18 protein-coding genes are annotated in these 21,132 nt (G+C 70.8%); 11 read left to right on the forward strand and 7 right to left on the reverse strand.

Annotated elements, in window-relative coordinates:
• Positions 1-59 precede the first annotated feature (59 nt).
• Complete coding sequence (locus DAERI_RS20520; protein ID WP_103131306.1) at positions 60-644, forward strand: hypothetical protein; 585 nt, start codon at positions 60-62, stop codon at positions 642-644.
• 184 nt (positions 645-828) lie between these two features.
• Here DAERI_RS20520 and DAERI_RS20525 read toward each other — a convergent pair whose 3' ends face one another.
• Both DAERI_RS20525 and DAERI_RS20530 read right to left on the reverse strand, forming a co-directional pair.
• Positions 829-1,542, reverse strand: coding sequence for an alpha/beta fold hydrolase (locus DAERI_RS20525; protein WP_103131307.1), 714 nt, complete (start codon positions 1,540-1,542; stop codon positions 829-831).
• Positions 1,535-2,617 (reverse strand): alpha/beta fold hydrolase, encoded by a 1,083-nt coding sequence (locus DAERI_RS20530; protein WP_103131308.1) that lies wholly within the window; start codon positions 2,615-2,617, stop codon positions 1,535-1,537. The genes DAERI_RS20525 and DAERI_RS20530 overlap by 8 nt, the downstream gene beginning before the upstream one ends.
• Positions 2,618-2,720: 103 nt before the next feature.
• Between DAERI_RS20530 and DAERI_RS20535 the strand changes: the two genes are divergently transcribed.
• The 6 genes from DAERI_RS20535 to DAERI_RS20560 all read left to right on the forward strand — a co-directional run bounded on the left by DAERI_RS20535 (position 2,721) and on the right by DAERI_RS20560 (position 8,029).
• Positions 2,721-3,881: an amino acid ABC transporter substrate-binding protein gene (locus DAERI_RS20535; RefSeq protein ID WP_103131309.1), complete on the forward strand. Its 1,161-nt coding sequence runs from the start codon at positions 2,721-2,723 to the stop codon at positions 3,879-3,881.
• Positions 3,882-4,022: 141 nt separating this feature from the next.
• Positions 4,023-4,883 carry a branched-chain amino acid ABC transporter permease gene (locus DAERI_RS20540; protein ID WP_103131310.1) on the forward strand — a complete coding sequence of 287 codons (861 nt, stop codon included), beginning with the start codon at positions 4,023-4,025 and terminating at the stop codon, positions 4,881-4,883.
• A gap of 5 nt (positions 4,884-4,888) precedes the next feature.
• A complete protein-coding gene (locus DAERI_RS20545) occupies positions 4,889-5,857 on the forward strand; it encodes a branched-chain amino acid ABC transporter permease (protein ID WP_235610491.1) in 969 nt (322 codons plus the stop codon).
• A complete protein-coding gene (locus tag DAERI_RS20550; RefSeq protein ID WP_201262802.1) occupies positions 5,854-6,630 on the forward strand; it encodes an ABC transporter ATP-binding protein in 777 nt (258 codons plus the stop codon). Before DAERI_RS20545 ends, DAERI_RS20550 begins: the two co-directional genes overlap by 4 nt.
• The gene (locus DAERI_RS20555; protein WP_103131313.1) at positions 6,627-7,382 is read left to right on the forward strand and encodes an ABC transporter ATP-binding protein; all 756 of its coding nucleotides are present in this window, start codon (positions 6,627-6,629) and stop codon (positions 7,380-7,382) included. The genes DAERI_RS20550 and DAERI_RS20555 overlap by 4 nt, the downstream gene beginning before the upstream one ends.
• Positions 7,383-7,468: 86 nt before the next feature.
• The gene (locus tag DAERI_RS20560; protein WP_103131314.1) at positions 7,469-8,029 is read left to right on the forward strand and encodes a dihydrofolate reductase family protein; all 561 of its coding nucleotides are present in this window, start codon (positions 7,469-7,471) and stop codon (positions 8,027-8,029) included.
• A 74-nt stretch (positions 8,030-8,103) separates the two neighbouring features.
• Here the strand turns inward: DAERI_RS20560 and DAERI_RS20565 are convergent, their stop codons facing one another.
• The 3 genes from DAERI_RS20565 to DAERI_RS23195 all read right to left on the reverse strand — a co-directional run bounded on the left by DAERI_RS20565 (position 8,104) and on the right by DAERI_RS23195 (position 13,003).
• Positions 8,104-8,871, reverse strand: a complete 768-nt coding sequence (locus DAERI_RS20565) for a 3-hydroxybutyrate dehydrogenase (protein WP_103131315.1) — start codon at positions 8,869-8,871, stop codon at positions 8,104-8,106.
• A gap of 58 nt (positions 8,872-8,929) precedes the next feature.
• Positions 8,930-9,892, reverse strand: a complete 963-nt coding sequence (locus DAERI_RS20570) for a serine hydrolase domain-containing protein (RefSeq protein ID WP_103131316.1) — start codon at positions 9,890-9,892, stop codon at positions 8,930-8,932.
• Between the two features lie 99 nt (positions 9,893-9,991).
• Positions 9,992-13,003 carry an AfsR/SARP family transcriptional regulator gene (locus DAERI_RS23195; RefSeq protein ID WP_103131317.1) on the reverse strand — a complete coding sequence of 1,004 codons (3,012 nt, stop codon included), beginning with the start codon at positions 13,001-13,003 and terminating at the stop codon, positions 9,992-9,994.
• A gap of 99 nt (positions 13,004-13,102) precedes the next feature.
• Here DAERI_RS23195 and DAERI_RS20580 point away from each other — a divergent pair, with 99 nt between their 5' ends.
• The 4 genes from DAERI_RS20580 (at position 13,103) to DAERI_RS20595 (ending at position 18,159) form a co-directional block, all read left to right on the forward strand.
• Positions 13,103-13,903 (forward strand): hypothetical protein, encoded by an 801-nt coding sequence (locus DAERI_RS20580; RefSeq protein WP_235610492.1) that lies wholly within the window; start codon positions 13,103-13,105, stop codon positions 13,901-13,903.
• A gap of 374 nt (positions 13,904-14,277) precedes the next feature.
• Positions 14,278-15,093 carry a ParA family protein gene (locus tag DAERI_RS20585; protein WP_103131318.1) on the forward strand — a complete coding sequence of 272 codons (816 nt, stop codon included), beginning with the start codon at positions 14,278-14,280 and terminating at the stop codon, positions 15,091-15,093.
• Positions 15,090-15,989, forward strand: coding sequence for a ParB/RepB/Spo0J family partition protein (locus tag DAERI_RS20590; RefSeq protein ID WP_103131319.1), 900 nt, complete (start codon positions 15,090-15,092; stop codon positions 15,987-15,989). The genes DAERI_RS20585 and DAERI_RS20590 overlap by 4 nt, the downstream gene beginning before the upstream one ends.
• A 721-nt stretch (positions 15,990-16,710) precedes the next feature.
• Positions 16,711-18,159 carry a replication initiator protein A gene (locus DAERI_RS20595; protein WP_235610493.1) on the forward strand — a complete coding sequence of 483 codons (1,449 nt, stop codon included), beginning with the start codon at positions 16,711-16,713 and terminating at the stop codon, positions 18,157-18,159.
• 37 nt (positions 18,160-18,196) lie between these two features.
• Here the strand turns inward: DAERI_RS20595 and DAERI_RS20600 are convergent, their stop codons facing one another.
• Both DAERI_RS20600 and DAERI_RS20605 read right to left on the reverse strand, forming a co-directional pair.
• Positions 18,197-19,285: a glycosyltransferase family 9 protein gene (locus tag DAERI_RS20600; protein WP_201262803.1), complete on the reverse strand. Its 1,089-nt coding sequence runs from the start codon at positions 19,283-19,285 to the stop codon at positions 18,197-18,199.
• Between the two features lie 258 nt (positions 19,286-19,543).
• Positions 19,544-20,878, reverse strand: a complete 1,335-nt coding sequence (locus tag DAERI_RS20605) for an ABC transporter ATP-binding protein (RefSeq protein WP_439952264.1) — start codon at positions 20,876-20,878, stop codon at positions 19,544-19,546.
• Positions 20,879-21,132 lie beyond the last annotated feature (254 nt).

Here is a 21,132-nt window from a genome sequence, read left to right on the forward strand (position 1 = left end):
TCCCCCACTCGGGCGATAGGCTGCGGGAGAGGCGCCCCCGCCCGGGCGCAGGAGGACCGATGAAGCTGCGTACCCTGATCCACCTCGCCACCCGCCCCGACCCGTCCGAACCGGAGGATGACCGTCCCCGGGGTGTTCGCGCCGCCGCCCGCCGCGCTGCCGAAACCGTGCTGCAAGCGCCCCAGGTTCAGGACCGGGCGGCCAGCCTGAAGGAACGCGCCCAGGAGTTGCGTGCCGCCGCCCGCAGCCGCGCCGACCAGCACCTGGAAGGGCTGATCGAGAGCGCGGCTGCCCGGCGCGGCGAGTCCACCCCCTCCGAGGTGGCCGCCCTCCTCGCGCGGCGGCGGCGCGAGCGGGAAGAGCAGGCGGCGCGGCTGCGGGCCAGGCAGGCTCTCCTCGCCCTCGCCGAGGGGCCGGAGCAGCGCCGGGTGCTGACCCTGGTGGCGCAGTCCACTCCCTGGGCGGGCGGCACCGAGCCCGAGGTGCGGTACACGGCGCTGCTCGACCGCCTGGCCCCCTCCGGCAGCGCCGAGGCGGAGATGGGCATTCACCGCGCCCTCTGGACCCTGGCCGAACGCCGCGTGCTGGCCGTGTCGCCCCACGGGGTGGTCACCGCCTGCCCACTAACCGAGCAGGCGAACTGATTCGTGGCAAGTCCAGCCCCACAACTTCCCCTGCCGGGGCTGGACTTGCGTTGAAAGCAGAGGAAGGCGGCTGGTCAGCCTCCTCTCCCCTACCAACGCTTCGACGGCGGTTCGCACGGAACGGAGCTGAGCCCGGGGGCAACCACATCCTTGCCCCGCTCAAGGCAACTTGGGGCGACGAACATCAGGGCAAGGTGGCGAGGAACTCTGCAAGCAGCGCGCGGAACGCCACCGGGTCCTCCTGCGGGAAGCCGTGCCCGCGCCCCTCCAGCACCGTGGCCCTGGTGCCCAGCAGTTCGGCCTGGGCCTGCACCATATCGGGCGTGATGAGGGTGTCGAGGGCTCCACTCATGACCAGGACAGGCACCCCAGCGAGGCGCGCGGCGTCCACCCCCCATCCGGCGAGGGCGCGGGCGTTGCCGCTGTAGTGCGTGTCCGACATCCGCCCGGCATCCTCCACCAAACGGGAGAAGTTCGCCGGTCGGGCGGAGGGGAACAGCGCGCCCAGACTCATCTCGCGCAGCCCCTGATTGCCGCGCAGCAGTTCCAGGACCGGGTAATTTTCTTCTGGTGTGATCAAGCCTGAAAGGGGCGCACTTGCCGCCAAGATCAGCCCGGAGACTCGCCCTGGGTCCCGGGCGACGAATTCCAACGCCACCGCTCCGCCCAGGCTGTGGCCGAGGAGCGCGGGCCGCGTAACGCCCTGCTCGTCCAGCCATTGCCCGAGCCAATCCGCATAGGCGGCGATGCTCACCTCTCCGTCGTGCGGCGTGCCTGCGAACCCGGGGAGGTCGGGGGCCAGGACACGCCAGCCCGTCGGCGGATCGGCGAGGAGGTCAGCCCACCAAGCGCTCGACGCGAAGTTGCCGTGCAGGGCGACCAGGGTGCGCTCAGGCATGAGTCGCCTCCCCGCTCAGGAGGGGATCGGGCGGAGGGGGCACGGCGGGCAGCGTGTCGTCCAGCAGGGCACGCAACGTTCCCGCGAAGGGCGCCGTGTGGGTCACACAGGCGAGGTGCCCCTGTTCGGAGTGGAACTCCAGGTGCGTGTGCGCCACGCCCGCCGCCCGGCTGGCCCCGGCGAAGGCGCGCATCTCGGCCGACGGAAAGAACTGATCCCCGCGGATATTCACGGTGAGCAGGCGCAGCCCCGCGTCCCGCCAGCGGGCGAACAGCTCGGCGCGCGGAGCCACGGCGGAGAGGTCGTGCGTCTCCACCACCCGCGCGAGGTCGAGGATGTGGGCCAGGCTGGCCGTCGCCGCGCGGGAGCGCAGATAGCCCTCGAAATCCGCGTCACGGAAGGTCCGCTCCAGCCCGTCCGCGCCCATCCCGAAAAAGGAGATCAGGCGCAGCGCCCCTTCGAGTCCCCCGGTCGGCGCCACGCCCCGCAACAGGGAACCGAATGCCCCGCGCAGCACCGGCCCCGCGCAGGGACTCGTGGCGACCGCCGCCACGCGCGGTGCCAGCTCGGGCGTTCTGGCCGCCCACTGGAGGGCCTGCATTCCCCCCAGGCTGGGGCCGATCACGGCGTGCCACCTCTGCGCCCCCAGGTGCCGCAGCAGCGCGAGTTGCAGCGCGTGCAGGTCGGCGAAGTCCCAGGCGGGAAAGCGGCCTCCCCACGGCTGGCCGTCCGGGTGCGGGGTGTCCGGCCCGGTCGTGACCACCCCTGGATCACGGGCCTGCACGTTCGACAGCGTGTTCATCGCCACCACGAGAAAGCGGTCCGTGTCCACCGCCCGTCCAGGGCCGATCAGGGCGGCCCACCAGCCCGGCGTGCCGTCCGCCCCTACGCCCGCCGCCTGGGCCGTGCCGGTGTAGTAGTGGCACACGAGCACGGCGTTGTCCCGCGCCTCGCTCAGCCGTCCCCAGGTTCGGACGCCCAGCCGGACCGGCACCGGCACCCCGGCCAGCGTGACGTTCACCTCCAACGTGAAGGCGTCCGGCGGCCCCCCGCCCGCTTCTTTGGTCTGTCGCATCCTCCCGAGGGTAGGCGGCGGGCGTTACGGGGTGGTCACAGATGGGCCGCTGCTTCCCGCTGTAACGCGCCTGTGACGCCCCTGCCCTACACTCTCCTCGAACATGAAAAAGATGCTTCTGACGGGCGTTCTGCTCGCGCTTTCCGGCGCGGGCGCGGTGAAGGTGGGCGTGCTGCTTCCCCTCTCGGGGCCGAGCAGCGTCTCCGGGCAGGCGGCCAGGAACGGCTACCTGCTCGCGCTGGACGAGATCAACAAGGCGGGCGGCGTGCTGGGCAAGCCTCTGGAACTGGAGATCGCCGACGACGGTTCCGCCCCGGCCAAGGCCGTCCCCGAGTTCGTCAAGCTCGTGACCGTGGACAAGGTGGACTTCATGGCGGGCGGCGTGAGCAGCGCCACCTCCATCGCCATCAGCGGTCCGGCCAAGCAGTACAACACCTTCATGGCGTGGATCGGCGCGGCGGCCGTGCCCGTCGAGGACGCCTTCGCGGACCACAAGTATTTCTTCCACTACCACCCCTGGTCGTACTACAACTTCGAGGCGATCCTGAGCTACTTCAAGACGCTCAAGACCCAGCGCAAGGCGAAGAACATCGCCATCGCCTACGAGGACGGTCCCTTCGGGAGCGCGGGCATCAACGACACCATTGCGGCCTTCAAGAAGGCGGGCTTCAACGTCGTCATGAGCGAGAAGTTCAAGACGGGCAGCGGCAACTTCGGCCCCATCATCAGCAAGGCCAAGGCCGCCAAGCCCGACATCTTCTACTGGGTGGGCTACGACACCGACGCCCTGCCTCTCGCCACCGAGATCAAGCAGCAGAACCTGAAGGTCGGTCTGGTGTACGGCACGCCGCCCTCCTGGCCGGTGGGCTTCGAGAAAAACCCGCTGTCCGAGAATATGGCGGGCCTGAGCCTGTGGCTGCCTTCCAGCCCGCAGGCCGAGAGCCGCAAGTTCGTCGCCGCCTACCGGAAGAAGTTCGGCAACGTGACCGAGGAATACTTCGCGCCGCTGGCGTACGTGAACCTCAAGACGCTCGCCGCCGCGATCAACAAGGCCGGAAGCACCGACAAGGACAAGGTGGCCGCCGCGCTGGCCGAGACGAACACGCCCACACCCTTCGGCCCGCTGACCTTCTCCAGGAGCAACAAGACGCAGTACCAGGGCTTCAAGGCCGGGAACTGGCTGCACTTCCAGTTCCAGGGCGACAGCCGCGTGCCGGTGTACCCCATCAAGTTCGCGCAGAAGCCGATGGTGTGGAACAAGTGAGCGGTCAGCGGGCAGATGGAGAGGACTCAGGCGAACGCTTCCCCTCCCCGCGTTTGTTCTGACGGCTGAAAGCTGACTGCTCTCCCCGGGCCGCCGACTCCCCACCAGGCGGCTCGTCTCCTCTTCAACGGAGCCTCCCCTATGGACCTCTTTTTCCAGACCCTCCTGAACGGCCTGCTGCAAAGCGGCATCTATGCGCTCGTCGCGTCAGGGCTCGCGCTGGCGGTGGGCGTGGTCGGGATCGTGAACTTCGCGCACGGCGAGTTCCTGATGATCGGCGCGTTCCTCGCCTGGGGCCTGAGCAGCTACCTGGGCGTCGATCCCCTCCTCTCGCTGCCGCTGGCCGCCGTCGCGGTGTTTGCGGTCGGGGCGCTGACGTACCGGGTGAGCATCCGGCACGTGCTGCTCGCGCCCGAACTCAACCAGATGCTCCTGACCTTCGGGCTGGGCATCCTGCTGCAAAACCTCGCGCTGATGCTGCTGGGCGGCAACACGCGCACCGTCACCACGAGTTACCAGGGGAGCAGCCTCAGCCTGGGAGAACTCTCCGTAGGCGGGCCTAAAGCCGTTGCCTTCGGCCTCGCGGTGGCGATCCTGGCCGGGCTGTACGGGGTGCTGTACCGCACCAACCTGGGGCGCCAGATGCGCGCGGTCGCGCAGAATCGCCGGGGCTCGCAGCTTATCGGCATCAATGTGGACCGGGTGTACCTCATCGCCTTCGGGGTGGCGTGTGCGCTGGCGGCGGTGGCGGGCGTGCTCGTCGCCGTGCTGCTCTTCGCGTCGCCCACCGTGGGGCTGGTGTTCGCCCTCAAGGCATTCGCCATCATCGTCATGGCGGGGCTGGGGAATCTCACGGGCGTCCTGTGGGCATCGGTAGTCCTCGGCGTGTCGGAGGCGCTGGTGCAGACCTACGTGCCGGGCGGCGGCGGGTGGAGCGACGCGGTGTTCTTCCTGCTGATCTTCGCCACGCTGGTCTTCCGCTCGTTCCGGGGGGCCAGGTGAGCCGCGTGATCGAGGCTGCCCGTCCCATCCGCCGCCGACCGGACTTCACGGGCCGCGCGCTCGTGCCGCTGGGCCTCTTCTTCCTGCTGGCGCTGGTTTTTCCCTTCCTGCCGTTTGGGGCAAGGGCCGAATACCTCCTTCAGATCGGCTTTTTCACGGTCGTGGCGGGCATCCTGGCCCTGTCGTGGGACATCCTGGCTCGCAGCGGGCAGGTCTCGCTCGCGCACGCGGCCTTCTACGGGCTGGGGGCCTACGGCTTCGCGCTGCTCGGCAAGGCGCTCCCCTGGTTCCTGGCGATGCCCCTCTCGGCCCTGCTCGCGGGCCTGGTCAGCCTGATCCTGGGCGCCGTGACCATGCGTCTGAGCGGGATGTACTTCGCCATCGCCACGCTCGCCTTCACCGAGGTCGTGCGGACGATCATCCAGAATCTGCCGGAGTCGGTGGCGGGAGGCGCGAACGGCCTCCTTGTCCCAGCATTGCTGGGCGGGAACGCCCGCGCGCAGTATTTCCTGGCGCTCGCCGTCCTGCTCCTCACCGCGCTGGTCAGCCTCGCCGTGCGTTTTACCCGGCTGCATCACGCTTTCGCCGCCATCCGGCAGGGCGAGGAGACAGCCCGCGTCCTCGGCGTCAGCATCGTGCGGTACAAGCTGCTGGCCTTCTTCATCTCCTCGTTCCTGGCGGCGCTGGGCGGGGTGCTGTTCGCCGGAAAGACCTTTTTCATCAATCCGCTGGACACCTTCAGCCTCGCCAACTCCATCGCGCCGCTGACCACCTCCATCTTCGGCGGGCTGTACACGACGCTCGGCCCGGTCCTGGGTGCGACGGTGCTGCGGGTGGCGGAGGAAGTCCTGCACAACTCGGTCAAGAACGGCTACCTCGTCGTGTACGGCCTGGTCCTGATGCTCTCGATCCTGTGGCTCCCGCGCGGGCTGATGGGGCTGTTCAAGCGGGGCAAGCACGGGGGGGACGTATGACGGCGCTCAGGGATCAGCCGTCAGCGGTCGGCCAGAAGGAGGTCGTGCTGCGGGCCGAGGGGTTGAGCAAGCGCTTCGGGGGCCTGCTCGCCGTGCAGAACGTGAGTTTCACCCAGTACGGCGGGGAAATCCTCGCGGTGATCGGGCCGAACGGGGCGGGCAAGACGACGCTGCTGAACCTGCTGTCGGGCGTGTACCGGCCCTCCTCGGGGCGGCTGCACCTCCTGGGCCGCGACGTGACGAACGACAGCATGGAGGCCCGCTGCCACGCCGGATTGGGCCGCGCCTTCCAGATCGTGCGGCCCTTTCCCGAGATGACGGTCCACGAGAACGTGACCGTCGGCGCCCTCTTCGGCAAACGGGGAATGCGGCTCCCCGAGGCGCGCGAGCGGGCCTACGACCTGCTGGAGCGCACGGGGCTCGCCGCGCACGCCGACAAGGCCGCGCACGAACTCACGCTCCTTCAGGACAAGCGGCTGGAGGTCGCCCGGGCGCTCGCCACCCAGCCCCGCGTCCTGCTGCTCGACGAGGTGATGGCCGGGCTGCGGCCCGCCGAGGCACAGGAGGCCGTCTCACTTGTCCGCAACGTGCGGGTCAGCGGCATCAGCGTCCTCTTTATCGAACACATCATGCCCGTGGTGCGCGACCTGGCCGACCGGGTGGTCGTGATGGACCAGGGCCAGGTGCTGGCCGAGGGCACCTACCGCGAGGTGACGGCGAACCCGCAGGTGGTCGCCGCGTACCTGGGGACCGAGGAAGGACTGCACGCATGACGCTGACTCAGACGAACCCAGTCTCCACCCGCACCCAGGGCCAGGAACTCGTGATCGAAAACCTCGCCGCCGGGTACGGCAAGGTGCAGGTGCTGTGGGGCGTGAGCCTGCGGGTCGCCCCCGGCGAGTTCGTCGCCGTGATCGGGGCGAACGGGGCGGGCAAGACGACCACCCTGCGCGCGGTGAGCGGGGTCGTGAGGCCGAGCGCGGGCCGCATCCTCCTGGGCGGACAGGACATCACCCGCGCCACGCCGAGCGGCATCGTCGGCCTGGGGCTGGGGCACGTCCCCGAGGGCCGCGAACTCTTCCCGCGCATGACCGTGCGCGAGAACCTGGAACTCGGGGCGGCGATGCGTCCTGAGGCGCGGGCCATGCAAGCGCAGACGCTCGAACACGTCTACGCGCTGTTTCCCCGCTTGAGTGAACGGCAGGGGCAGCTCGCGGGCACCCTCTCCGGCGGCGAGCAGCAGATGGTCGCGGTGGGCCGCGCGCTGATGGCCCGCCCCAGCGTCCTCGTGGTGGACGAGCCCTCGCTGGGCCTCTCGCCGCTGATGACCCAGACGGTGTTCGAGGCCCTGAAGGCCGTCAATCAGGAAGGCGTGAGCGTCCTGCTGGTCGAGCAGAACGTGGGCCTGAGCCTGAGGCTGGCCCACCGCGCCTACGTGCTCGAAAACGGGCAGGTGGTGAACGAGGGGACCGGGGCGGCGCTGCTGGCGGACCCGAAGGTCCGGGAGGCGTACCTGGCGCTGTAGGTTGTGGCTTTCTCAGGTACGAGCAAGAACACCAGTCCTCCCACCCGTGGGGAGGAGACGGCCGAAGAGCAGTGTAAGGAGCGCCCATGCGCCAGGTGATCGTGACCGAGTTCCTGACCCTCGACGGTGTGTACGAGGAGCCCACCCCGTGGCAGCGGGGCTACCAGAGCCCGGAAATAGGCCCGTTCAAGCGGGACGAACTCTTCGAGAGCAGCGCCCTCCTGCTGGGCCGCGTGACCTACCAGGACTTCGCCCGGTACTGGCCGACCGCCACCGGCACCGGGGAGTTCGGGGCACGGATGAACAGCCTGCCGAAGTTCGTCGCCACCACCACCCTGAGGTCCCTGGAGTGGAACGCCACCGTGCTTGAAGGGGATGTGGTCGCCGCGGTCCAGAAGCTGAAGCGGCAGGAGGGGGGAAAGCTCCTCGTCTACGGCAGCGGGGCCTTCGTCCAGACGCTCCTGCGGCATGGCCTGGTGGATGAACTGCGCCTGATGGTCCACCCGCTCGTCCTGGGAAGCGGCAAGCGCCTGTTCTCTGGGGGGGACCGGCTGCCGATGAACCTCGCGGCCTCGAAGAACCTGGGCGCGGGCGTGATGCTGTTGACCTACCAGCCCACGCCGGACACCTCACCTACCCCGGGTTGATCGCCGCCGGACGGAGAGGAATGCCTGGAGCCTCCCGTCGGCCTCTCGACGTTCCGCCCGCTTCCCCCCGCTCCTCACCGCGCCGTCCACCCCAGGTCGAGGTCGAGGACTGCCCCAGTCATGCCCCAGGCGGCGGGGCTGACCACATAGCTGGCGAGGGCGGCCACGTCCCCCGGGTCCAGGAGCCGCTTGATGGCGGCGGGTTCGAGCATCACCTTCTGCTCGACCTCCTGCTCGCTCAGGCCGCGGGTGCGCGCCTGGTCGGCGATCTGGTTTTCGACCAGGGGCGTTCGGACGTAACCGGGACAGATCGCATTCACCGTCAGGCCCTGCTCGCCCGCCTCCAGCGCGGCGGTGCGCGTCAGGCCGATCAGGCCATGCTTGGCGCTGATGTAGGCGCTCTTGAAGGGGCTGGCGACGTGCCCGTGGATGGAGGCGATGTTCACCACCCGGCCCTGCCCCGAGCGGGTGAGGTGCACCCAGGCGTACTTCGTGAGCAGGAAGGGCGCGGTCAGCATCACGTGGAGCATGGCGTCCCAGGTGTCCTCGGGGAAATCCTTGACCGGGTCGATGTGCTGGAAGCCCGCGTTGTTCACGAGCACGTCCAGCCCGCCCAGCGCGGCGACGGTCTCCCCCACCGCCCGCGGGCAGTCGGCGCGGCGGGACAGGTCGGCGGGGATAAAGGTCAGGCCGTGCGCGGAGGCGACCTCGCGCGCCTGGGGCCGGTCGAGGTCGAGGACGGCGACCCGCAGGCCGTCCCGCACAAGGCGCAGCGCGATGGCGAGGCCGATGCCGCTCGTGCCACCCGTCACGAGGGCGGCGCGGGTTTCGTTGGAGGTCATGGGGCAAGTCTAGGGTCGGGGCGTCACGGGGCCGTTGCAGGCGGGAGCCCGGGGCCGCTCAGCGGGCCGCCCCCCGCACCTCCCGCGCGATGATGTGCCGGTGACTGGGGTGGTTCTCGACCTTCCCGGTCATCACCGCGACCAGGTCGAGGTCCGGGAAGACCGCCAGGTACTGCCCGCCGTACCCGGTGGCGTACCACGCCTCGGCGCCCCCCTCGCGCGTCACCCACCACAGCAGGCCGTAGTCGGGGATGCCCTCCATCCACTCGTAGCCCCGCACATGTGGCCGCGTCGCCTCCTCCACCCAGGAGCGGGGCACGAGCGGCTGGCCCTCCCACCGCCCCCGTTGCAGGACGAGTTGCCCCAGCAGCAGCAGGGCTCGCGGCGTGAGGCGCAGGCCGCCGCTCGCCAGGGGTCTCCCCCGCGGGTCACGCGGCCACTCGGGCACGGGGATGCCCAGCGGGGTCAGCAGCGCCTCCTGCGCGAACTGCGCCAAATCACGGCCCACCGCGCCCGCCAGGGCGGCGCCCAGGACGTGAACCCCCGCGTTGGAATAGTGAAAGGTCATGCCCGGCTCGCAGACCAGGGGCTGGGCGAGGGCGAAGCGGACGGGATCGGGGCTCGCCATCCAGGCATCGTCGTAGGCGGAGTCAGTGAGTTCGGAGGGCAGGCCCGAGGTCATGGTGAGCAGGTGGCGCAGGGTCACCCGGGACCAGCGCGGGTCCTGAGCCGCGGCTTCACCCAGCAGGGGCAGGACGGGTTGTTCCGGGCCCTCCAGGAACCCGCGCGCCAGCGCGATCCCGGTCAGGAGGGAAACGAGGCTCTTGGCCACCGACTGCGTGTCCTGCGGCTCGCCCGCCTCTATGCCGTAATACCGCTCGAAGGCCAGGTGACCCCGCCGGGCCACGAGCAGGCTGGTGACGTGGGGCAGGTCCCGGGCGATCCGCCGGTGAGCGGCGTGCAGCCTGGCTGGGTCGAGGCCGACCGCCTCAGGAGCAGCGACGGGGAAGCTGGAGCGCACCCGGTCATCCTGCCAGAGCGTCCCAGGTGTCGCCGTGCGTGCTTTGGCCTATCCACAACCCCGTGGCAGGCAAACTCCGCTGATGCACGGGCGGCCCATTCACCACTCCTGGCCCGCCAGCGCCCGGTGCAGCGTCTCCGTCTCGGGCAGCGGGGTCAGCCCCAGCTCGGCCAGGGCGGCCCGCAGGGAGGCGTAGGTGCGGGCGGCGGCGGCGGGGTTGGCCCGGGCGTGGTGGGCGCGCATCAGCGCCCGGGCGGCGGGCTCGTGGGCGGGGTCGAGGGTCAGTGCCCGGTCTGCCAGCCGGGCGGCAAGGTCGGGCCGGGCGGCGTGCAGGGCGTGGTCGGCCTCCGACGCCAGGGCCTCGGGGAGGAGGGCGGCGTAACGTTGCGCCTCGCTCCGCACGGCCTCCAGGTCGCTGTCGGCCAACCCCGCGGGCAGGGCGAGCAGGGCCTCGGCGCGGCCCGGGGTGCCGGGAGGAGCCGACAGGTGGGCGCGCGCCCCGAACAGGTCGATCCCCAGGTCCGGCCCGGGCCGCAGGCGCAGCCAGTCGCCGCGTTCCAGGAAGGTGCCGCTCGTCACGCCCTCCTCCAGCACCTGCCCCAGCGCGTGCAGGGTCACCCGGAAGTTGCGCTCGCCCACCTGCGGGTCGGCATTCGGGAAGAGGGCCTCCTGGGCGGCCTCGCGCGCCAGCCCCCCCTCGTGGACGGCGAGCAGCGCGAGGAGGTCGCGGGCCCGGGCCCGGCCCCACTCGCGCGCCGCCTGCCCGCCGCGCGTCACGCTCACCCGGCCCAGCACCTGGACGCGCACGTCCACGCCGGGCACCTCGCCGGGGGTGGGCAGGCGCCCGTAGCCGAGGGCACGGGCGACCGGCAGCCACCCCGCCGCCGCGTCCGGCGTGTGAGCGGCCAGACGGGCGAGGAGTGCGGCCCGCGCGGCGCGTTCGGGAGCGGGGGAGAGCAGCGAGCGGCGGGCGAGGAGAAAGGGGAAGGCGCTCAGCGCCCGCGCGGCCCCGGGCGCGTCCTCCTCCTGCCCGGTCGCCGCGTAGAGGGCGAGGGCCGCCGCCGCCGTTCCGAAGGCGTCCCCGCAGGTGCCGAAGACTTCATGGGCCGCGCGCAGGCCGGGCAATGCCCCCGCCGGGTCGCCCCCGTGCAGCCGCCCCAGGGCCGCCGTAAGCCGGGTCAGCCCCATCACGTAGCGGTCGCCGCCCGCGCGGGCAAGGGCGCGGGCCTCCTGCCCGGCGGCGTCACCGGGCAGACCGGCCCGGGCGTCGAGGTACGCCAGCCCCAATCTGGGCTCGACCTGGAGCCGGGGCACCACGTCCTGCGCGAGGGCGAGCGACGCCTCGTAGGCCGCCCGGGCCTCGTCCCCGCGCCCGGCGGTCACCTCCGCGTGGCCCAGCCGGGCCAGGGCCAGCGAGCGCACGAAGCGGCTCTCCAGCCGTTCGCCCTCCGCGAGGCCCTCGCGGGCGCGGCGGGCCGCCTCTCCCGGCTGGCCGAGAACGGCGTGCAGGAAGCTGGCGAGGAGCAGGCCCTCCCGGTGGTTCTGCGCGGCCCGCGCTCCCCCCGCCTCGCCCCGGGCGGCGTCCAGGGAGAGTGCCAGCGCGTCCTGAAGCCGCCCCGAGCGCAGCGCGTAGCGTGCGCCCAGCGCCAGGTCAGGGTGCAGGGCGAGCGCCCGGGCGGGATCGCCCGCGTTGAGATAATTTTCCGCCCGCATTCGCTGGACTCTGGCCGCCTGGGCACCAGTCGCCAGGACCTCCGCCGTATCCAAGGGTTCCCAGGCCAGGTCCGGCTGAACCGTGTCGAGGGCCACCTGCGCCTCACCCAGGGCGCGGGCGAGGGGGCCCGCCCGCCCGTAGGCTTCCAGGGCCTCCGCGTACCGGGACGAGAGCCGCAGGGCGTCGCCCGCCAGGGCGTGCAGGGCGGGCGTCCAATCCCGCTCCGGCAGCGGGGCCAGGCTGCGCTCCACGAGCGTCACCCGGCCCTGATCGAGCCAGCGGCCCCCGTATTCCGCGAGGAGTTCGGCCGCCCGACCCGTGTTTCCCGCCTGAAGGTGGGCGGCGAGCGCCCGCCGGGGCCGCCCCGTCCGCTCGAAGTAGGCCGCGCCGCGGGCCGCGATTCCCCGCCCCTCGCCCGGCGCGAGCAGGCCGCGCAGGTGGGCGCGCAGCAGGGGGTGGGCGCGGTAGGTGTCCCCCGTGCGGGTCAGGAAGGTTCCGCCACTCGCCAGGGCGCCCAGGAGCGTCCCCGCCCGGGCCTCGTCCAGCACGCCCTCCAGCAGCTCGGGCGTGAGTTCCTCGAACACGCTGCTGCGCGTGAGCAGGGCCCGGAGGCCGGGGTCGAGTGGCCCCAGCACCTCCTGCGCGAGGTAGGCGAACAGCGTGCCGAGTTGCGGCTCCCCGCCGTCGAGGTTCCCCAGGGCCGCGAGCCGCACCCGGCCCTGCGCCGCCGCCTGGGCCAGGAAGCGCGCCGCGATGGGCCAGCCCTCCGTGACCGCGTGCGCGAGCCGCACCTCCGCGTCCCCCGCCGTCACCCCGTGCGCGGCGAGCAGCTCGGCGAACTCGTCCCGGGTAAAGGCGAGGTCGGGGGCGGAGACCCGCACGTAGTCCCCGGTCAGCTCCAGCCGGGTCAGCTCGGGGCTGGTCAGCGGCGTGCGCGAGAGCAGCGCCACCCGGCCGCCCAGCAGCTCATGCAGCACCCCGCCGGTCAGCGGTCCCGAGAGCTGCTGCGCCTCGTCGAGGACGAGCAGGGCCCCCGCCGCGTCAAGCACGTCCGCCACTCGCGCGGCCACCCGCCGGGGCGAGGCGCCCGCGTCCAGGAGCGCCCCGGGCGCCTCCCCGCCGGGCAGCCCGGCCACCGCCACCGCCAGCCCCGCCACGAACACCTGCGGATCGGCGTCGTCCGCGTCGAGGGTCAGCCAGCACGCCCGCCCGAGTTCCGGCAGGTGGGCCGCCAGCGCGGTCGTCTTGCCGTATCCCGCGGGCGCCACCACCCCCACCACGCGGGCCGAGCGCAGCAGCGCCAGCAGCCGGGGCCGGGCCACCGCCCCCCGCACTTGGGGAGGCCGCGCCCGCCGCAGGGGGGCGTGTTCACGCCAGTCCGAGGTCACGGCCGCCATGCTAGGGCATCGCGGCGCGGGGCTGGCCCTGTCGCGGACTCCCGCCCCAGAATGGGCCGGGCCGACGGCTTCCCGATGCCCCCGCCCGACAGGAGAAGAGTGCACCCAGACAGACTCAGCACGCAGGCCGCCAGGCTCCAGAGGGCCTTGGGGGAACAGGGCGTAGCCCCAGTCGGCGGCACCGCCCTGGAAACCATTCTCGCCGGGTGGAGGACCCCCGACCAGCCGCTCCTCGCCCTGGACGCGGCCCTGCGTCACGAAGGCGTCGCCCTGGAGCCGCCCGCCCTCGCGGAGGTCGCCTGGGCCCTGCTGGGCGTGCAGGGCCGCGCCCGCCTGCAACTGGGGGAGGCCCGCTGGACGAGGCTGACCCACCTGGCGGAACTCCACGACGTGACCCTCCCCTCCCAGGCGCGGACCCTGGCCCGGCAACTCGCCGGGGAAGCCTTCCTGGTCCCCGACCTGCTGCGCGCCCGGCCCTGGTTGCGCGAACCGGGCCGGGAGGGGGCCGAGAACGTGCTGGCCGCCATCCTTCACACCGAGTGGAGCGGCTTCCTGGCCCTGCTGGGCGAGTTCGGCCCCTGGGTCTATGTCCCCACCGTCGCCGACCTGCAAGCCCTGTCCCGCCCCTACGCCCGCCTGGTCCACCAGGCCGCCGAATCTCAGGACGCCGAGCTACTCTCCGCCGCCCTGCAGATTGATCCCCCTGAGGAGTCCCTCCTCGTTCGCCTGGAGGTGACGGATTACCGGCAGTCGGGGAGGAGGGAGGCGCTGTCCCTCCGGGTGGGCCGGAACGCGGCCCAACTCGCCGAACTGGAACAGAGCTTCTGGGACGACGCCGAGCGCCTGGCCCAGCGGAGGCGGGCCGAGTGGGCGGCGCGTCGGGGAGGCCCCTCAGCCTGAGGCTTCCCATCCGACTAAGTCCCCCGAACCGACTGGTCCCCTCACAGCGTGCATTGGGGCCAGCCAGCGTTCCAGACGCAAAAATCCTGTCACGGAAGAGGCCTGGGACATCAGGTGTCCCACAACGGCGAATGACTCAAGAAAGAGGGCCGGTCCTTCCGCTGGCGCTTGACTACCCCTTCAACCCCGGGTTGGGACACCCGGTGTCCCACCGCCCGGTGGAGCATTCCCACCAAACCCCAGCGTGCCCATTTCCCTTGTCAGGGGCGGCCAGGTTCTTTACAGTCAGGGGATGACCAAGCCGGAACAGCCGTTCGGCTCGCCGGGGGAACGCCGTGGCTGACCCCGGCCCCGGCGCCCGAGCAGGAGGACCTATGAAAACTCACCGCATCGTCATCACCAACGTGTCCGGGGGGGAGGGGAAGACGACGCTGGCGCGGGAGCTCGCCTACGCGCTCGCGGGGCGGGGCTTTCGGGTGGGCCTCCTCGACCTCGACCCCCAGGCCTCGCTGTCCAAAAGCCTCGGCCTGCACGACGAGGAGGACTCGCCCGGGTGGCAGCCCCAGTCCACGGTCGTCGGCGTCTTCCAGCAGGACCATGCCCCGCCGCTTCCCCTGCCCATCCCCGTCCGTGGGGTGGACGTGTGGCCCGCCAACGACGGGCTGAGCCAGGCCGAGGCGATCCTGAGTGCCGACTTCGCCCGGGTCGCCAACCTGCGGGAGGCGCTCGACGAGCTGACGAGCCGGGAAACCTACGACTTCCTGATTCTCGACACCAAGCCGCAGCGGACGAACTTCCTGGCGGCGAGCGTGGCGGCGGCGGATCACATCGTCGTGCCCGTCTCCGGGATCAAGGGCCTGGAGAACCTCGACATGCTCTACAAGCTGGTGAAGATGGTGCGGGGGCACGCGCCGGAGATCGGGGTGCGCCTCTTCGTGCCCAACCGTATCCGGGCGCAGGTTAACCATCACAAGAAGATCCTGGGCCACATGGAGGAGGAACTCTCCACCCTCGCCACGGTCGCGCCCCCGATCCGCGACAGCCTCTCGGTGATGGGCGGGGCGGCCGAGGTGCGCGAGGCGGTCATCCAGTACCGCCCCGGCTCGGACATCGCGCAGGACTTTCAGGCGGTGACGGACACGCTGCTCGACATCCTGGGCGTCTCGCGGCCCGCCCCGGTGGCGCCGTGAAGGGCCGCGCCCTGCCCGGGCTCAAGAGCGCGGCGGCCCTCGCCGAGAGCCTGGGGGAGGCCACCTTCCGGCGGGTGCCCCTCAGCCAGATCTCGGCGACGCCCGGCTTCAACCCCCGGGGCCAGTACGACCCGGACGCCTTCAGCGGGGAGCGGCTCCAGGGGCTGGCCGCCAGCCTGCGCGCCGAGGGGATGCTCAACCCCCTGTGGCTGAGAACCACTCCCCAGGGCCTGGCGCTGATCGCCGGGGAGCGCCGCTTCCGCGCGGCCGGGCTCGCGGGCCTCACGGTGGTCCCCGCCCTGGTCTTCGGCGAGGTGGACGACGCCCAGGCCCTGCGCCTCGCCATCATCGAGAACGGCCAGCGCGAGGACCTGTCCATCGTGGACGAGACCTTTGCCGGGTTCACCCTGCTGCGCCAGGTCACGCGGCTCGCCCAGGAGGACCTCGTCGCCCATCTCAACCGGGTCCGCAAGGGGAGGGAAGAGGACCGCTTCGGGCTGGAGGCCCTGCTGCGCGAGCTGTACGGCACGGGCGTGAGCGTCTGGTCCCAGCAGCGCGCCCGCATCCTGGCCTTCACCCCCGCCGAGCTGGAGGCCGTCCGCACCCGCCAACTCGATGTCAAGGTCGCCTACGAGCTGGTGGGCGTGAAGGACCCGGCGATCCGCGAACAGGTGCTGCGCGAGGCCGTGCAAGGGGGCTGGAACGCGGCGCGGGTCAGGGCCCGGGTGCAGGAACTCAGGACACCCGAACAGGCTGGAGGGGTGAAACAGGCGGTCAGGAGCTTGCGGGCCGACCTTCCCCGGCTGGCCCGTCTCAAGGGCAAGAAGGCGCAGGAAGGGGAGAGGCTGATCCAGAAACTGCGGGCATTGCTGGACGACGCCGCCTCTTCTGGATAGCGCCCAGTTAGGCTCAGCAAGCGTCGGCGCCCGGCTCCTTCTTGGCCGGGCGCTTCCCCTTGCCCTGCCGTCCAGGTCTCCTGCCCCCGCCCTCCAATGAGGGGGTCGCGGACGGAGCAAACGGCTTGCATAAGGTTCCTTTCCGGCTCGTGGGAGCACTACCGATTTACTCGGCATCTTTTCCGGGCAGTCCAGGGCGAAAAACCAGAATCCTCTCTCCTGGTCGGCATCAGCCGTGAGGGGGCCACATGCCGAGTAAATCGGGCTTTTACCCCCTCCATCTACCGATTTACTCGGCAAGAAGTACCGATTTACTCGGCATGTCGGTTGGAAGATGCCGAGTAAATCGGTAGAACAACTTCCCCACCCCTACCGATTTACTCGGCAAGAAGTACCGATTTACTCGGCATGTCCCCCAAAGTTATCCACAGGCAAGACCCGATTTACTCGGCATGTTTCGGCCTCCAACTACCGATTTACTCGGCAGAAACTACCGATTTACTCGGCAAGAAGTACCGATTTACTCGGCAGAAACTACCGATTTACTCGGCATGTTGAAAAGTGAGAATGCGTCTGGGACGTAATTTTTCCCGACGCCGCCCCCGCTCCTTGATGATGATCATCAATCTTTTAAAAGAAAAAACAACAACTAAAAACATCAACATCAAGGGGGCGGCCCCGGCGGCGAAGTCCGGTATAGTGCCCGGTGGAGGCTCCCCCGGTGTCACGTGTTTCCAAGAAACGCAAGGTCACTCCCGCCGCTCCCGCCGACATCGACCGCTTCGATGAGGCCAACTCCGCGCGTCTGGGCCTGATCTGCGTTCAGGAACGCATCCCCAGCGACTACACCCGCTGGGACGTGCAGTTCGTGATTGACGACCGCAACGCCCGGCTGACCTGCATCTCGCCCAGCGAGTACGGGGGCGTGCCGCACGGCCTGGACGGTGACTTCGCCACGATCCTCAACGTGATGTACCTGGAGCAGGGCGCCCCGGAGGACGGCTCGGTGCACACGACGGCGTACCAGATGTTGCAGCGGGCGGGTTTTGCCGATTCCGGCCAGTACTACGCCGCCTTGCAGGAGAGCCTCGACCGCCTCAAGGGCGCGACCTACACGGCGAGCGAGTCGTGGCGCGACCACAAGCGGCAACGCTGGACGACGGTGAAGTTCAACATCATCGAGCAGATCATCGCCGACACGCAGGGGGACACCTCGTTCGGGAGCGGGACCAGCCTCAAGATCCAGCTTGCCCGCCCGGTCGTGCAGAGCATCCGCGAGCGGTATCTCAAGCCGCTGGACATGACCTTCGTGCTCAGCCTCAAGCGGTCCTTGACACGCAGCCTGTACCGGGTGCTGGACGCGCACCGCTACGATCCCCACAATCCCCAGGAACCGGCGGCGACCTTCCGCATCCAGCTTCAGCAGTGGGCGCGCGAGTGCAAGCTGCGCGAGACGGTGCCCGCCCGCATCAAGCGCAACCTGGAGAGTGCCCACACCGAACTCGTGGAGCGCGGCTACCTGCGGTCGGTGACGTATGAGGGAACCCGGGCCGAGACGGTGATCGTCTACGAGTTCGGCGACCTGCCCGCCACGCCGCCCGCCCCGGAGCCGGTGATCGAGGTGATTCCCGACGCGCCGGTGATCGACGCGCTGCGCCGCTACGGGGTGGCCCCCTCGGTGGCGCGCAAGCTGGTGAAGGACAAGGGCGAGCAGCACGTGACCACCCGCCTGGAGAAGTTCGAGGCGATGATCCGTGACGGCTACCAGGCCCGCAGCCGGAGTGCCCTCCTCGTGGACGTGATCCGCGACGAGGAGGGGAAGTACCCGGAACCCGAGAGCCTGGCCCCGCCGCCCCAGCCCGAACGCCCCCCGGCCAGGACGCGCACCGAACTCGCCCGCCGCGAGCAGGAGGAGACCGAGCGTCTGACCACGGCGGTCGAGCGCGAGTTCCTGGCCCTGCCCCCCGATGAGCAGGCGGTGCGCGCCGTGACCCAGGTGCGCCTCTTCGTCGGGCGGGAGCTGAAGGAAGAACACCTGCGGCGGCTCCTGATCGCCATGCAGGCGGGCGAGGTCGTGCCCTACACGATGTACCGCGAGGTGACCCGCGCCGCCTCCGAACTGCGCCTCCCCGAGTTCGCCGAGGAGATTCGGAACATCTACGGGCGGTGAGTTCCGGTGGGGTGGGGCAGGGGAGAGGCGGAACGCCTCAGGGCTGCGTGATTCCCCCCACATCCGCCAGCAGGGCCCGGGCCTCCTGAAGCACCTGCCCCGGCGTCACGTCGTCCACGAAGGAGGAGCGGTGGTCGCAGCGGCCCTCCATACAGTTCAGGCCGCACTCGGGGCAGTTCAGGCGCCAGGAGAGGACCGGGCGGTGCCGGGTGCGGCCCAGCGTTCCGGCGTTGATGGCGTTGCCGCACCAGTAGATGCCCACCGTCCGCGCGCCCACCGCCGCCCCCAGGTGGAGCGGGCCGGAGTCGTTGGACACGACCAGGGCGCAGCGCGAGAGCAGGCCCGCCAGCCCTCCGATGCTGAGCCGCCCACAGGTATCCACGGCGGGGGAACGCATGGCGGCCAGCACGCCCTCCACCAGATGCGCCTCGTCCCCGGCCCCCGTGACGACGATGCGGGCTCCCGCGTCACTCAGCGCGTCCGCGACCTGGGCGAAATGTGCCGGACTCCAGCGGCGCCGGGGGTCGCCCGCGCCGGGGTGGAGGGCCACCAGGGGCGCCGCGTCCTCCGGCACCACGACCCGGGCCTCGGCCAGATCGCTCTCCGTCACGGTTAGGCGCGGTTCGAGCGTGACGGCGGCGGCTCCAGCAAGCGCGACGACCTCCAAGTTCCGCGCGATCTCGTTCTGCCAGTACACGTAGGGCACCATCCGGTCGAGCGGGGCGGCGTCCGGGGTACGCGAGCCCACCGTCACCCGGGCACCCAGCCGCCGCACGAAGGGGTTGGAATACCGCCCGCCCCCGTGGAGCTGCACGGCCAGGTCGAAGCGTTCGTCCCCCATCCGGCGGAAGAATTCGTCCATCTCGGCGGAGTCCTCGTCCGCGTGGCCGTCGCGCCCGACGTACACGCCCCGGCTGGGGGGCACCGCCACCACCCGGTCGAGGGGGCCGGGGCGACCCTGGAGAAACCGGGCGTGCCAGGGCTGGCCCAGCAGCACGATCTCGGCGTCCGGGTACGCCGCCCGCAGGGCCTCCAGCGCGGGGAGGGAGAACATGTAATCCCCCAGCGCGTTGGCCCGCAGCACGGCGATCTTCCGCACGTCTTCGAGGCGATGGTCGGGCTTCAAGCGGCGACTTCCCGGTGGGTGGCGAGGATTGGGCTCATGGCGGCCCACATGCTGCCACGGGGCGGAACGGACGGGGGGTTCCCTTCGGACTCGCTCAAGGGGGCTGCGGCGGGGAAGACGGGGACTTGGGAGGAACCTGGTTCGTCCTGGCAATCCCGATGGGCTCTCCTGGGCTCTCTTTGGACCCTAGAACGGCCAGCAAACTCCTTCTTCGACTCCTAACCCATGAACGGCGTCATCGGCCCCTTCACGGCCCTCTCAGCGCCTCGCGGGCTGGGCGGATGAGATGACCTCATCGGTCGGTGCGTAACCCCTGGCCTGCAACTCGTACAGGGCGGCGTACCGGCCCCCCTGAGCGAGGAGGGCGGCGTGACTCCCCGACTCCACGATCTTGCCGCCCTCCAGCACGATGATCTGGTCAGCGAGGCGCACGGTGGAGAAGCGGTGGGAGATCAGCAGGGTGATGCGGTCGCGGGCCTGCGCCCGCAGCGCCTCCATCGTCTCGAACTCGGCGCGGGCGTCGAGGGCCGCCGTGGGCTCGTCGAACACGAGGACGGAGGCGTCCCGGAAGTACAACCGGGCGAGGGCGAGGCGCTGCCACTGCCCGCCCGAGAGCTGGCGCCCCCCCTGGAAGAGGCGGCCCAGCGGCGTCTCCAGGCCCTCCGGCAACGTCTCCACGAAGGCCGCGCCCGCCCGGTCCACGGCGCCCTGCACGCCCGGCGCGTCCTCCAGCCGGCTGACCTCCGAGAGCGCCACGTTCTCCCGCGCGCTCATCTGGTACTGCCCGAAGTCCTGAAAGATGATGCTCATCTCGCGCTGGACGGAACGGGGGCTGAAGCGGGTGGCGTCCTGGCCGTTGAGGAGGATCTGCCCGCTCGTGGGCTCGAACAGCCGGGTCAGGAGCTTGACGAGCGTGGTCTTGCCCGCCCCGTTCTCCCCCACGATGGCGAGGGCTTCCCCCCGGCGGACGGTGAAGTTCACTCCCCGCAGCACGTCGCGGTCGGTGAGCGGGTAGCGGAAGCCCACCTCGCGGAACTCGATGGTCTCGATGGGGCCGCGCCACTCCTCGCCCGCGCCCAGGTCCCGGTCGGGGAGTTCGAGGAAGTCGAAGAGGTTGCGCATGTACAGCAGGTTCTGGTAGATGCCGCTCACGCCGTTGAGCAGCCCCGCGACGGTCCCCTGCACCTGCGCGATGCCCAGGACGAACACGCTGAAATCGCCTACCGTGATCTGCCCGTTCGCCGCTCGGCGCAGGATGAGCGCGCTCGCCAGGCCGATGAGCAGGGCGGAGGCCAGGGACGCCGCGAAGCCCCACGCCGAGCGGCGACGGATGATGTCCTCAAGCTGGCGCCGGAAGCCCAGGTAGTAGTCCCGCCAGCGCCGCAGCAGGTAGGGCTCGAAGCCGAAGAGCCGGACTTCCTTCACGAGCTGGTCCGAGGTGATCAGGCTGCCGAGGTAGTTCTGCACCCGCGCGTCGTGCGTCTGCCAGCGCAGCATCCGGTAGTTCTCCACCCCGAATTTGTTGCTGACCCACACGCCCGGCAGGCTCGCCAGCAGCACCAGGGGCAGCACCCAGAAGCCCAGCCGGGCCATGAGGGCGCCGACCGAGATGAGGGTGACGGCGGCGCCCGCGAGGCTCACGAGTTGCGTCGCCACCCCCAGCGGCCGGGTGCCCACCTCGCGGTAAGCCTGCTGGAGCTTGTCGTAGGTCTCGGCGTTCTCGAAGGACTCCACGCTGAGCCCCGAGGCCTTGTCCAGGATGCGGCGCGTGACGGAGTGCTGGAGGCTGTCGCCCAGGAGTTGCTGCGAGGCGTTCTGCACGGTGGAGAGCAGGGTGCCCAGCACGC

The organism is Deinococcus aerius (assembly GCF_002897375.1).
GTDB classification, from domain to species: domain Bacteria; phylum Deinococcota; class Deinococci; order Deinococcales; family Deinococcaceae; genus Deinococcus; species Deinococcus aerius.

Excerpts from the sequence above, each read along its gene's own strand:
- DAERI_RS20520 (WP_103131306.1), top strand. The coding sequence starts at position 60 with ATGAAGCTGCGTACCCTGATCCACCTCGCCACCCGCCCCGACCCGTCC.
- DAERI_RS20525 (WP_103131307.1), bottom strand. The coding sequence starts at position 1,542 with ATGCCTGAGCGCACCCTGGTCGCCCTGCACGGCAACTTCGCGTCGAGC.
- DAERI_RS20530 (WP_103131308.1), bottom strand. The coding sequence starts at position 2,617 with ATGCGACAGACCAAAGAAGCGGGCGGGGGGCCGCCGGACGCCTTCACG.
- DAERI_RS20535 (WP_103131309.1), top strand. The coding sequence starts at position 2,721 with ATGAAAAAGATGCTTCTGACGGGCGTTCTGCTCGCGCTTTCCGGCGCG.
- DAERI_RS20540 (WP_103131310.1), top strand. The coding sequence starts at position 4,023 with ATGGACCTCTTTTTCCAGACCCTCCTGAACGGCCTGCTGCAAAGCGGC.
- DAERI_RS20550 (WP_201262802.1), top strand. The coding sequence starts at position 5,854 with ATGACGGCGCTCAGGGATCAGCCGTCAGCGGTCGGCCAGAAGGAGGTC.
- DAERI_RS20555 (WP_103131313.1), top strand. The coding sequence starts at position 6,627 with ATGACGCTGACTCAGACGAACCCAGTCTCCACCCGCACCCAGGGCCAG.
- DAERI_RS20560 (WP_103131314.1), top strand. The coding sequence starts at position 7,469 with ATGCGCCAGGTGATCGTGACCGAGTTCCTGACCCTCGACGGTGTGTAC.
- DAERI_RS20565 (WP_103131315.1), bottom strand. The coding sequence starts at position 8,871 with ATGACCTCCAACGAAACCCGCGCCGCCCTCGTGACGGGTGGCACGAGC.
- DAERI_RS23195 (WP_103131317.1), bottom strand. The coding sequence starts at position 13,003 with ATGGCGGCCGTGACCTCGGACTGGCGTGAACACGCCCCCCTGCGGCGG.
- DAERI_RS20585 (WP_103131318.1), top strand. The coding sequence starts at position 14,278 with ATGAAAACTCACCGCATCGTCATCACCAACGTGTCCGGGGGGGAGGGG.
- DAERI_RS20605 (WP_439952264.1), bottom strand. The coding sequence starts at position 20,878 with ATGGCCCGGCTGGGCTTCTGGGTGCTGCCCCTGGTGCTGCTGGCGAGC.